Origin of the sequence: Roseovarius sp. CAU 1744, from assembly GCF_039839345.1 — a bacterium.
In the GTDB taxonomy this organism is placed as follows: Bacteria; Pseudomonadota; Alphaproteobacteria; order Rhodobacterales; family Rhodobacteraceae; genus Roseovarius.
In genome coordinates this window covers 267,472-278,847 of record NZ_JBDOQV010000005.1, presented here as the reverse complement: position 1 = coordinate 278,847, position 11,376 = coordinate 267,472, and the positions used below count along the sequence as shown (strand labels likewise).

The following is an 11,376-nucleotide window of genomic DNA, read 5'->3' as shown; positions in this document are numbered from 1 at the left end:
GGGGCGCCTCGTGTCATATTCCCTTTGATCGCACGTCTAGCGAAACCGTAGCGCAAGGGAAAGCCGAACATCGTAAATTGTTGCAGCCCCGTGACAGGCCACGCAATCCGTCGCAGAGTGGGGCCGAGGCAATCGGAGGTGGACGATGGACGGAGTGACCCAGTGGCATGTCACCGAAACGGGCGAGGCAATAGCAGTGCCGGTGGGCGCCGGACCGCATCGGCTGGAGTCGCAGGCGCCGGGATATGTCTGGCTGCATGTCGATACGGCGAAGGGCGGCGCCCGGCACTGGCTGGAGGCGGCGGGCCTGGAGCCACTGGTGCTGCGGGCCCTGCTGGCGCCCGAGACACGGCCACGGTGTACATCGCATGGCGACGGCGTGTTGATGAACCTGCGCGGTGTCAACCTGAACCCGGGGGACGAGGTCGAGGACATGATCTCGCTCAGGATGTGGATCACCGGCAAACTGCTGGTCAGCGTTCAGCTGCGTAACCTGGTGGCGGTGGCGGATGTGCAGGCCGGGTTCGAGCGAGGGCAGGCGGCAGAAAACCCCGCCGAGCTGGTGGCGCGTCTGGCGCTGCGGCTGGCGGACCGGGCCGAGCCGGTGGTGGCGGAGCTGAACGAAAAGGTCGACGTGCTGGAGGATCAGCTGATCGACGGCGTGGTGGCGCCGGCCTCGCGGGCGGATCTTGCCCATGTGCGGCGGGTGTCGATCATGTTGCGGCGACATATGGCGCCGCAGCGCGATGCGCTGAGCACCTTCGAGATCGAGGACCTGCCCTGGGTCGCGGGCGAAAGCCGGCCCCGGCTGCGCGAGGCGACCGAGCGGGTGACACGGCTGGCCGAGGAGCTGGACGCCATCCGCGACCGCGCCCAGGTGGTGCAGGATCAGATCATGGATGCCCGCGCCGAGGTGATGAACCGGCAGATGCTGGTGCTGTCGGTCGTGGCCGCGATCTTTCTGCCGCTGGGGCTGATCACCGGTCTTCTGGGGATCAATGTCGGGGGGGTGCCGGGCGCCGACAGCCGCGCGTCCTTCTGGATCGTGACCGCGGTGCTGGTGGCGATCGGCGGGCTCTTGTTCTGGTGGTTTCGCAAGCTGGGGTTGCTGGCAAAAAGGTAACAACCACAACGCGAGAAAAAATTTCAAAAAATATACTTTGGCGCGAATCCCTTCCTTGCCCTACAGTGACCGCATGACGGTCGCCCGCAATTCTGGGATCTGGCGGCATCAGTGAACGGTTTCGGATCGCCGGTTTTTTCTTCCTGGCCGGCTGGATCCCCAAGCAGGTGCGCACAGGGGCAAGCTGTGTGCACCTGCACGGTTCTGCGCCCCTGAAAACGCGTCAGAGCTTGTCGAGCGCCTCTTGCAGTTTTTCCTTCTCACCGTCGCGCAGCGTGACGGATTGCCGCGCATAGGGAAATCTGCGGGCGGTGACTTCGGCCTGGAATTCCTGCAGGGCTTCGACCCGCTCCTGGTACATCTGCCGGTGCAGCCGGCCCAGATCACGGAAGGCGTGGGCATGTTTCGGCGGGTTGTCCCCGCTTTCGCCGCAGATATCGGACATGAACAGAAAGATGATGTCGCCGGCATTGCCCGAGCCGAGTGAGACGGTGACAATCGACGTGCGGTCATTCAACAGTTTCAGCGTGTCTTCGGCCACACATTCGATCTCGCAGGCAAAGGCGCCGGCGGCCTCGTAGCGCTTGAACTCGTGATAGATCTTCATCGCCTCATCCGCCGTTCGGCCAAAGGCGCGCAGACCGCCCGCCCAGTGAGAGAGCGTGGGCACAAGACCCATATGGACCTGCACGGGGATGCTTTCGCGGGCCAGCATCTCGACCACGTCGAAGGAGCGGTTGGTATAGTACATGTCCGCGCCCTTCTCCATGCAGTCGATCGCGTGGCGCAGGATCTCGTCATGGGTTGCGAACTGGCCCCAGACCATCGCCGTGCCGACAAAATGGGTGGGCGCAAGCTCACGGCAAAGTTCCATCTGGCTGTCCCAGCAGGTCAGGATGTCGATGCCGGCATCGACACAGGCGCGGATTTCCCCGGCATTGGCAGGGTTTACCATGGTCAGGCGCTGGCCGGTCTTCTTGAGATCCTGCAGATCCTTGACCGTATAGTTGCGCCGGCCGGGTTTGCGCCCGAAGGTATAGATGTCTCGCATGGCTTATTCTCCGGCCCAGATCTTGCGGCGGCGTTCCTTGATATGCGCGTTCCCCTCTGGCGTGCCGTCGTGGAAGGTGTTGAACCACTTGTCCCACGGCGTTTCCCATGTGCCGTAGTTGCAATCGAAGAACTTGTGGTGCAACTGGTGGAAGAAATCGCCAAGGCCCAGCCTGGCAGCCTTGCCAAGCCTGATATTTTCGAACCCTGCATGGGATGTCGGTGCGCCGATCAGGTGGTGGAAGATCAGGAACAATACATGCACCGGGTGCGCCGGGATCAAGAAGAAGATCATCGTGTCGAACATCAGGAAGAAGCTTTCAACCGGGTGCATTGCCAGCCCCGACCACGGGCCCGTGTTGATGTTCCGGTGATGCCAGGCATGGATGCGGGTATAGAGCGGCCCGACATGCAGCAACCGGTGCAGCCAGTAGAAATGGAACCCCGCCCAGACCGGGACCAGCACGATCAGGGTAAGGAACCAGACCGGGTTGGAGTGCAGGGTGATCAGCGTGGCCCAGCCATTGGCATAGGCGTGCCACATCAGCGCCTCCCAGAAGGTAGCGAATAACAGGGCCGGCCCCAGCGTCCAGAACATGTTGTCCCAGACCTGGTTCCTGAAGGTGAACACCTTGGCGCCCCTGGCCATTGGCCGCAAGTCATAGCGGTATTCATCCTGTTGGGTGCGGTATTTCCACAGCGCCAGGTGCAGCCCGCCGGCGACCACCAGCAAGATCACCAGGTCACGCAGCCAGATCTGGAATATCCAGCCAAAGGCAAGCGTCCGGGCCTGTTCCGGATCGGGCGTGAACCAGGCCCAGACAGCGAAGGCCGCCAGCAGGAAAAGGAACCGCTGCGCGACCGGGTTCCAGTTGCGCAGGAGATATGCGGCAGAGGCCAGCGGCCGTGCGGGCCAATCCCAGTAGGGGGCCAGTTGCAGGGGCAATTCCGGTGTATTGTTCCAGATCCGCCGCGGCGGGGATTTGGATGCACCTTTCGTGTTCACGGACGTATCCATGTCAGCACTCCGTTGATTTTACGGCGATTCTACCGTTCGGCGGCGACGGTCTTGTCGGTCAGCGGCTCGCGCGCGCCGGGGCGGATGATCTGCGGATCATAGGGCGTGCGGGCAAAGACCTCCTCGACCATCGGCGCAAAGAATTCCAAGGGCAGATCGTCATATTCCGGGTCAAAGCTGGCCTGGTCCCAGCGTTCGCAGAACGCGGCGCAATCGTCGAAATACGGGTTGTCGCGATATTTGTCGCGCTTGTGCTGATCGCCGCCCACGTGATGGCCGTAATAGAGCATCTGGAAATCGCCGTGGGTGGCGACGCACCATGTCACCTGCTCGCGCACGAAGGGTTTGAGGATCGTCGCCGCGTATTCGTCGTGGTTATAGGGGGCGTAGATGTCGCCGATATCGTGCAGCAGCGCGCCGACGACCCAATCGGTATCCGCGCCGTCGCGCCAGGCCCGCGTGGCCGATTGCACCGAATGGCCCAGCCGGGTGATCTGATAGCCGGAAAGGCTCTCGTCCAGATCGACGAGCGCCTTCAGCAGCCGGCGGGCGGTATGCCGGGTGTGGTCGATCTCATGCGTGGTCAGGAATTCGTATTCTTCCTTGGTGCCGTCTTTCATCTGGGTGAAGTTCACACGTTCCATGGCCGGGTTCCTTTCCTATGACGCCGCGTAGAAGGAAACATCGCCACTGGCGCCTTGCGCAAGGGCCTTGGCCTGTTCGGCGCGAATTTTGCCGTAGAGTTCCAGCGAGGCGGGGCTGAAATTGTCAGTCGGCGGCATGTAGTGGATGAAATTGCCGCTGGTATCCACGCCCCGCGCCATCATCGCGAAATCGCGATCGGCCACCTGTTGGCGCGCGTCCGGGTTGAGGTAGCGGATGGCAAAGCCGATGCGCCGGTCGTCCGATCTGTTGGGGCCTGAGCCATGGATCGTCAGCCCGTGATGCAGCGACATCTGGCCGGGCTGCAGGGTGATATGGGTCTTGTCCTCTTCGGCCACGTCAACGGCGATTTCCTGGCCCCGGCTGAGCAGGTTGTTGTCGGAAAACGTGTCGTTATGCGGCAGGATCGGGTTGGTGTGAGAGCCTTTGACGAAATCCATGCAGCCGCTTTCCACGGTGGCGGGCGACAGGGCGATCCAGGCGGTGACCTGGTCCGAGGTTTCACCCAGCCCCCAATAGGTCAGATCCTGGTGCATCCCGACCACATGGGTTGTCCGCGGTTCCTTGATGAAGAACTCGGCCGACCAGATCATCAGGTTCGGGCCAAGAACGCCCTCGACCGCGTCCAGCACGCGCCTGTCCTGCGCCAGACGCGCGGCCATGGGCAGCACGCACTGCGCGTTGACCCGCTTGTAGGTATTGAGCGGCAGCGGCAGGTCGGCCGACTGCCAGTCGCGCTCGATCTCCTCCAGTTCCGCACGGTGCGCCGCGGCCTCTTTGGCGGTGAAGATGTCAATCGGAAAGAGAAATCCATCGCGCCAGTAGCGCGCGGTCTGGTCGCTGTTCAGTCGGGTGTCACGATGTGGCAGGGGCATGGCAGGCTCGGGGTTCCTGGGGTGGATCTGCTGGCAGGGTAAGCGATGCGGCGGAAATTTCAGAACGATAGTGCTGGACGCTGAGGGTAAGTTGAGCTTAGCCTGAGATATGTCGGTTAACGTCCCCTCACTCAACTGGCTGCGGGTGTTCGAGGCGGCGGCGCGGTGCGAAAGCTTTGCCCGGGCCGCGGCGCAGCTGAACATGTCGCCGGCGGCCGTCAGCCAGCAGGTGCGCGCGCTGGAGGAGCGTCTGGGCGTGGCCCTGTTCGACCGTCATGCCCACGCGGTCAGCCTGACCGAGGTTGGGCGGGCTTATCTGCCATCGGTGCAGCAGGCACTGCTGACCCTGGAGAACGCCACCGAAGGGCTGTTCGGGGCCGCCCGGGCACAGCAGCTTTTCGTGCAGTCGGTGCTGGTTTTCGCCCAGGGCATCCTGGCCCGCGGGTACGAGAATTTCGCCCGCACGCACCCGGATATCAACCTGACCCTGACCACGGCGAACCTGCCGCATGAATTTGCCCGCGGGTTCAGCGACCTTCAGGTCATCTTCGGCAGCCCGCAGGCCTATGGCGCCGAAAGCGACCTGCTGATGGGGGAGCGGCTGTTTCCCGTCGCATTGCCGGAGATTGCCGCCTCGGTCGCGGGGCCTGCCGGTCTGCTGCAACACCGGCTGATCGAGGTGGCGACACACCGGGCCGGCTGGCCGCATCTGTTTGACAATGTGGGGATTTTGCCCGGGCAGGCGCGGTAAATCTACGCCGACAGCACGATCATGGCGATGGCGCTGGCGGCCGAGGGGGTGGGCATCGCGCTGGCCCGCGCGCCGGCCAGCGACAAGGCGATGCACGCGGCCGGGCTGGTGCCGTGCCTGCCCGGGGTCGCGGTGCAGGGACGCGAGGCTTATCACCTGGTCTATCCAGAGCGGGCGGCCCTGCGGCCGCCGGCGCGGGCGTTTCGCGACTGGTTGCTGGCATGGTGCGAGGAACGGGAGCGATCGGATTGAGTGCGCTGGCGCGCACGCAGGATGTCTCGTCGTCCGGCTCCGCCTTCCTCCTCGGGGCGCGTTGGCTGGCGTGACGCGTCTAAGGGCCGCGGTCCAGCTTGGTGGCGAGGTGGATCAGACTCTCGGACCGGTTGACGCCCTTGGCCTCGCCGATCCGGTCCAGGGTTTCGTCCAGGGCTTCGGTTGTCATCGCTTCCAGCGTGACGATCAGGTCGAACCGGCCGGAAGTGGTGTGTACCCGGCGGACCTCGGGCAGGGATCTGAGGCGCGAGAGCACCGCCGGTGCACTGCGCGGTTCGATGCTGACAAGGACGGTCGCGCGCAGGGGCGGGCGGGCGGAGCTGCCCAGGCGGAGGCTGTAGCCGAGGATCACGCCGTTGCCTTCGAGCCGGTCGAGACGGGCCTGGACCGTGGTGCGCGCCAGGCCCAGCTTGCGGGCCAGCGTGGCCACCGGCATTCGGGCGTTTTCCCCCAGCAATGCCAGCAGCGCCAGGTCGGTTTCGTCTGTTTGCATTATTTTTTCGTCATTTCGCCATTATTTATGGGCAATATACATAAATAGACACGTGAAATCGACGCCATTTTTCCGGATCATCGGGAAAAAGATCATATGAGGCAGAGTGATGCACGAATCTCCGAACTGGCCCGACCCCCGGGCTCATATCCTGCGGCATGCGCCCGACACGGCGATGGTGTATTTCTGTCCGGCGGTATTGCAGGCGACGGCGCGCCGGTTCCAGCGCGGGTTCGACGGGCTGGTGACCTATGCGGTCAAGGCCAATGCCGGCGAGGAGGTTCTGACCAACCTGGTCGCCGCCGGAATCCGCGCCTTTGACGTGGCCAGCCCGCGCGAGATGTATGCGGTGCGCGCGGTCTGCCCCGATGCGGTGCTGCATTATCACAACCCGGTCCGGTCCCCCGAGGAGGTCGCCATTGCCGTGGCCCTGGGTGTGACCTCTTATTCGATCGATTGTGCGCACGAGCTGGACAAGCTGTCGGCCGTGCCCAAGCGGGCCGAGATGTCCGTACGGCTGGCCCTGCCGGTTGCCGGCGCGGCCTATGATTTCGGGGCCAAGTTCGGCGCTGACCCGGCGCGCGCGGCGGCCTTGCTGAAAGAGGTGGCGGCGCGCGGTTTCGTGCCCTCGATGACCTTTCATCCCGGGACGCAATGCGCGGATCCCGCTGCCTGGGGCAGCTATATCCGGGTGGTGGCGCAGGTGGCCCGCGACGCCGGTGTCCGGCTGGCGCGGCTGAACGTGGGCGGCGGCTTTGCCGCGCACCGGGTCGGGGCCGCACCCGACCTGGAAGCGATCTTTGACCATATCCGCGCCGAGGTGGATGCCAGTTTCGGCGATGACGCCCCCGCCCTGGTGTGCGAGCCGGGCCGGGCGATGGTGGCCGATGCCTTTACCCTGGCCGCGCGGGTCAAGGCGTTGCGCGGCGACGGGTCCATATTCCTGAATGACGGCGTTTATGGCGGCCTCTTCGAGGTGCGCGACATCGGGTGCACGGACCGGGTGCGGGTGCTGGCAGGCAATGGCGGCTGGCGGTCGGGCGCCGCGCGGGAGCGGGTGATCTTTGGCCCGACCTGCGACAGCATCGATCGCCTGCCCGAACCGCTGCCTTTGCCCGGGGATATCGACGAGGGGGATTATGTTCTCTTTGCCGGAATGGGGGCCTATTCGCGGTCGCTGACGACCCAATTCAATGGCTACGGGCTTGGCGCGCCGGTCACGGTGGCGGCGCTTTGACAAACCCTCCGGACTCACGATCTGTTGATCGTTCGGCGCTCCGGCGCCCTGGCCGGGGCCCGGTCTGACAGGATCCGACCCGTCGGTAACGGGGTATTCACGAAACCGGTAGAGGATGTCTGCGGCGGCGCTTCTATCCGCCGCCTCGCGCCGTTATGTTTTGTCGCGAGGATGATGTAGGACTAGATAGAGGGCAGGGCGACGTGGTGCGTTTCGGGCCGCCGCGCCCCGGCCCGGCAATGCGGCGCCCGGACATGCGCCGCAGAAACAAGGTAACGGTCAGGAATGTTCTGGCGCAAATGGACAAGATCCCTCTACGAATTGCTGCGGCCGGGTCAGCGCAGCGGGCAATCGGCTTATGCACGGGTACGGGGGCAGGTCACGCATGTGCTGATCCTGGATGGGACGATGTCGTCGCTGACGCCGGGATGCGAAAGCAATGCCGGGCTGACCTACAGGCTGCTCTCCGAGGTCAGCGGGCCGGGCTTGTCGGTCTATTACGAGGCAGGGTTGCAGTGGCAGGACTGGCGCACGACCCCGGATGTGATGATGGGGCGCGGCATCAACCGGCAGATCCGACGGGCCTATGGCTATCTGGCCAGCCGCTACAAGCCGGGTGACAGGATTTTCCTGCTGGGCTATTCGCGCGGCGCCTATGCGGTGCGGTCGCTGGCCGGGCTGATCGACACGGTGGGCCTGTTGACCGACAGCCACGCGACCGAGCGGAACATCATGACTGCCTACCGGCATTATCAGTGCAATCCGGGCAGCCCGGTGGTGAAGGCGTTTGCCGCGGAGTTCTGCCATGTCGAGACACCGATCGAGATGGTCGGGGTCTGGGATACGGTTAAGGCGCTGGGGCTGCGGCTGCCGCTGCTCTGGCGGTGGGCGGAGGCGGCGCATTCGTTCCATTCGCACCGGCTGGGGCCCTCGGTGCGACACGGGTATCACGCGCTGGCGCTGGATGAGACGCGCGCGGTCTACGAACCGGTCCTGTGGGAGACATCGCCGGATCACGCCGGCCGTGTCGAACAGGTGTGGTTCCGCGGCAGCCATGGTGATGTCGGCGGCCAGCTGAACGGGTTTCAGCCGGCGCGGCCGCTGGCGAATATTCCGCTGGTGTGGATGCTGGAACGGGCCGAGGCCTGTGGATTGATGCTGCCGGAGGGCTGGCGCGCGCGGTTCCCGACGGATGCCGAGGCGCCGTCGGTCGGGACGTGGCAGGGGTGGGGCAAGATATTCCTGCTGCGCTCGGCGCGGGTGATCGGCGAGGATCCGAGCGAGCGGCTGCATGAAAGCGTCGTGGACCGGGCGCGCGCGGGGGCCGAAACCGAACAGGCGGTCTGAGCCGGGCGGCAAGGCGCGAAAGCTCCCTTTTTGCGCCGCCCACCCGCCCGCCCCGGCGCAAAAAGGGAGCGGGCCGGCGGGGTCAGCCGATATCCGGCGCTTTCATGATCAGGCAGGTGGTGGAGCCGGTCGCATAGAGCCGACCGTCGTCGATACCGCGGATCTCGCCGCTGGCGATGCCGGTGGAGCGGCCGGCGTGATCGACGGTGCCGGTCGCGCGAACCGCCATGCCCAGCGGGATCGCCCGGGTGATGTTAATCTTGTATTCCAGCGTCGTGTAGATCGACCCCCGGGGCACCCTTGTCATCACCGCGCAGCCCATGCAGCTGTCGAGGATGGCGCCATACCAGCCGCCATGCAGGCCGCGCATCGGGTTCGTGGCACTGAATTCGGGAGTGCCCTCGAAAATCACCCGGCCCTCTTCGGCAAGGATCGGGCGAAAGCCCAGTGTCGCGCCGATCGGGGGGCCTGCCAGTCGCCCGGCGACGACGTCCTGCATGAATTCCAGCCCGGAACGCGATGCCAGGTCGGCCCGATCGGGAAGCTCGTCGAATGTGGTAGCGATTTTTTGGGCCATGTTACCCCCGTTTCCGAGTGTCGCATTTGACAGGGAAACCGGGGGCATTCAAGGGGCGTCAGGCAACATCGCGCAGTTCGACCTTCGGGGTGACCCCCAGGGCATGGCAGATGTCGCGGGTCAGCTCTGGCCGGTTCAGCGTATAGAAATGCAGATCCTCGACCCCGCCATCCAACAGGTCGCTGCATAATTCGGTGGCCAGCGCCGTGGCCAGCAGGTCATGGCGGTTATCGCGGATCGCCTTGTCAAACAGATCGTCCATCCATTGCGGGATGTTGGTGCCACAGGCGCCCGAGAAACGCCGCGCGTTCTGCCAGTTCTCGATCGGCAGGATACCGGGGATGATCGGGGCGTCGATACCGGCCTTGTCGCAGGCGTCGCGGAACCGGAAGTAGGTATCGGCCTCGAAGAAGAACTGGGTGATCGCCTCGGACGCGCCGGCGTCGATCTTGCGCTTGAGCCAGTCGATATCGGCTTGCTGGTCGGCGGCTTCGGGGTGTTTCTCGGGATAGGCGCCGACGCGGATGGTGAATTTGCCGGTCTCGGCCAGGGCCGAGATCAGCTCGCAACTGTCGGTGAACCCGTCGGGATGGGGCCGAAACGCGCCGCTGCCCTTGGGCGGGTCGCCGCGCAGGGCGACGATCTCGGAAACGCCGGCGGCGGCGAAATCATCGGCGATGGCCAGGGTCTCGGACCGGCTGGCGTCCACGCAGGTCAGGTGCGCCGCGACGTTCAGGCCCGAGGAGGCGTGCAGCGTTTCCACCGCGTCGCGGGTCAGCTCGCGCGTGGTGCCGCCCGCGCCATAGGTCACCGAGACAAAGCGCGGATCAAGCGGCGCCAGGGTCTGTACGGTATCCCACAGGCGAAACGAAGCCTCTAGCGACTTGGGCGGGAAGAATTCGAACGAGATATTGGGAGCGGACATGACGGTGTTCCTGCGGAAATGATATGTTCCCTTGTTGCATCGAACGTGTTGTGAGACAATTTCATAATATTCACGATCAAGATGAGGTTCGCTCAATTTATGCATATCGAGTTCCGGCATCTCAAGACCATCCAGGCGATCCACCGGGCCGGTGGCCTGGCCCGTGCGGCGGACATCCTGCATATCACCCAGTCGGCGTTAAGCCACCAGATCAAGGGGTTGGAGGATCAGGCGGGGGTAGAACTGTTCGTGCGCCGGTCAAAGCCGCTGAAACTCTCGGCGGCGGGCCACAGGCTGCTGCGGCTGGCGGAGAAGGTGCTGCCCGAGATCGAGGCGCTGGAGGCCGAATTCGAAGGCGTGCGCGAGGGCAGCGCCGGACGGATGCACATCGCGATCGAATGTCACGCCTGTTTCGAATGGCTGTTCCCGGTGCTGGAGCGGTTCCGCAAGACCTGGGCGGATGTGGATGTGGACATTCGCCCGGGGCTGGCCTTTGACGCCTTGCCGGCCCTGCAGAAAGAGGAGGTGGACCTGGTGGTGTCGTCTGACCCCGAGGATCTGCCGGGCGTGATCTTCAAGCCGCTATTCGACTACGAGCCGGTGTTCGTGGCCTCGAGCCAGCATCCGCTGGCGGCGCAGCCGTTTGTCGTGGCCGAGGATTTTCGCGACGAATTGCTGATCACCTACCCGGTGGACCGGTCGCGGCTGGATGTGTTTACCGAGTTGCTGACCCCGGCAAAAGTTGAACCCAGGGCGATCCGCCAGGTCGAGCTGACGGCGGTGATCCTGTTGCTGGTGGCGTCGAACCGGGGGGTGGCGGTGCTGCCCGACTGGGTTGTACGCGAAGTGCGCACCAGCAGCGATTACGTCACCCGCAAGGTGACCGAGACAGGGCTGACCAAGCGGTTATATGCGGCGATTCGCGAAGAGGATGCGGATAAACCCTTCATGGCGCATCTGATCCGGCTGGCGCGGGAAATTCCGATCAGATTGCAGCGCGACACGAAGGCATGACGCCGCCCGATCGAGTGCGCTTGCGCGCAC

Annotated in this window: 13 protein-coding genes; 6 read left to right on the top strand and 7 right to left on the bottom strand. The window is 64.5% G+C overall.

Annotation, left to right across the window (positions count from 1 at the left end; genetic code table 11):
* Positions 1 to 145: 145 nt before the first annotated feature.
* Entirely contained in the window at positions 146 to 1,123 is a 978-nt protein-coding gene (locus AAFO92_RS12310) for a zinc transporter ZntB (protein WP_347535484.1), read from the top strand.
* 223 nt (positions 1,124 to 1,346) lie between these two features.
* Here the strand turns inward: AAFO92_RS12310 and AAFO92_RS12305 are convergent, their stop codons facing one another.
* Genes AAFO92_RS12305 through AAFO92_RS12290 form a run of 4 tightly spaced genes read right to left on the bottom strand, consistent with a single transcriptional unit; the run spans position 1,347 to position 4,729 of the window.
* On the bottom strand, positions 1,347 to 2,174 hold the full coding sequence (locus AAFO92_RS12305) for a 3-methyl-2-oxobutanoate hydroxymethyltransferase (protein ID WP_347535482.1): 828 nt from the start codon (positions 2,172 to 2,174) through the stop codon (positions 1,347 to 1,349).
* 3 nt (positions 2,175 to 2,177) lie between these two features.
* Positions 2,178 to 3,191 carry a sterol desaturase family protein gene (locus AAFO92_RS12300; protein ID WP_347535480.1) on the bottom strand — a complete coding sequence of 338 codons (1,014 nt, stop codon included), beginning with the start codon at positions 3,189 to 3,191 and terminating at the stop codon, positions 2,178 to 2,180.
* Positions 3,192 to 3,220: 29 nt separating this feature from the next.
* Positions 3,221 to 3,835 (bottom strand): HD domain-containing protein, encoded by a 615-nt coding sequence (locus tag AAFO92_RS12295; protein ID WP_347535478.1) that lies wholly within the window; start codon positions 3,833 to 3,835, stop codon positions 3,221 to 3,223.
* 15 nt (positions 3,836 to 3,850) lie between these two features.
* Positions 3,851 to 4,729 (bottom strand): phytanoyl-CoA dioxygenase family protein, encoded by an 879-nt coding sequence (locus AAFO92_RS12290; RefSeq protein WP_347535476.1) that lies wholly within the window; start codon positions 4,727 to 4,729, stop codon positions 3,851 to 3,853.
* A gap of 109 nt (positions 4,730 to 4,838) precedes the next feature.
* Between AAFO92_RS12290 and AAFO92_RS12285 the strand changes: the two genes are divergently transcribed.
* Entirely contained in the window at positions 4,839 to 5,480 is a 642-nt protein-coding gene (locus AAFO92_RS12285) for a LysR family transcriptional regulator (RefSeq protein WP_347535474.1), read from the top strand.
* On the top strand, positions 5,481 to 5,732 hold the full coding sequence (locus tag AAFO92_RS12280; protein WP_347535683.1) for a LysR substrate-binding domain-containing protein: 252 nt from the start codon (positions 5,481 to 5,483) through the stop codon (positions 5,730 to 5,732).
* Positions 5,733 to 5,811: 79 nt separating this feature from the next.
* On the opposite strand, the gene AAFO92_RS12275 is transcribed toward AAFO92_RS12280, so the two are convergent.
* Entirely contained in the window at positions 5,812 to 6,246 is a 435-nt protein-coding gene (locus AAFO92_RS12275) for an Lrp/AsnC family transcriptional regulator (RefSeq protein WP_347535472.1), read from the bottom strand.
* Positions 6,247 to 6,355: 109 nt separating this feature from the next.
* Here AAFO92_RS12275 and AAFO92_RS12270 point away from each other — a divergent pair, with 109 nt between their 5' ends.
* Both AAFO92_RS12270 and AAFO92_RS12265 read left to right on the top strand, forming a co-directional pair.
* On the top strand, positions 6,356 to 7,483 hold the full coding sequence (locus AAFO92_RS12270) for a type III PLP-dependent enzyme (RefSeq protein WP_347535470.1): 1,128 nt from the start codon (positions 6,356 to 6,358) through the stop codon (positions 7,481 to 7,483).
* A 285-nt stretch (positions 7,484 to 7,768) separates the two neighbouring features.
* A complete protein-coding gene (locus tag AAFO92_RS12265; RefSeq protein WP_347535468.1) occupies positions 7,769 to 8,830 on the top strand; it encodes a DUF2235 domain-containing protein in 1,062 nt (353 codons plus the stop codon).
* Between the two features lie 82 nt (positions 8,831 to 8,912).
* Here the strand turns inward: AAFO92_RS12265 and AAFO92_RS12260 are convergent, their stop codons facing one another.
* Together AAFO92_RS12260 and metF are read right to left on the bottom strand one after the other, a co-directional pair.
* A complete protein-coding gene (locus tag AAFO92_RS12260) occupies positions 8,913 to 9,407 on the bottom strand; it encodes a PaaI family thioesterase (protein WP_347535466.1) in 495 nt (164 codons plus the stop codon).
* 58 nt (positions 9,408 to 9,465) lie between these two features.
* Positions 9,466 to 10,332 carry a methylenetetrahydrofolate reductase [NAD(P)H] gene (gene metF / locus AAFO92_RS12255; RefSeq protein WP_347535463.1) on the bottom strand — a complete coding sequence of 289 codons (867 nt, stop codon included), beginning with the start codon at positions 10,330 to 10,332 and terminating at the stop codon, positions 9,466 to 9,468.
* Between the two features lie 99 nt (positions 10,333 to 10,431).
* Between metF and AAFO92_RS12250 the strand changes: the two genes are divergently transcribed.
* On the top strand, positions 10,432 to 11,346 hold the full coding sequence (locus tag AAFO92_RS12250) for a LysR family transcriptional regulator (protein WP_347535461.1): 915 nt from the start codon (positions 10,432 to 10,434) through the stop codon (positions 11,344 to 11,346).
* Positions 11,347 to 11,376 lie beyond the last annotated feature (30 nt).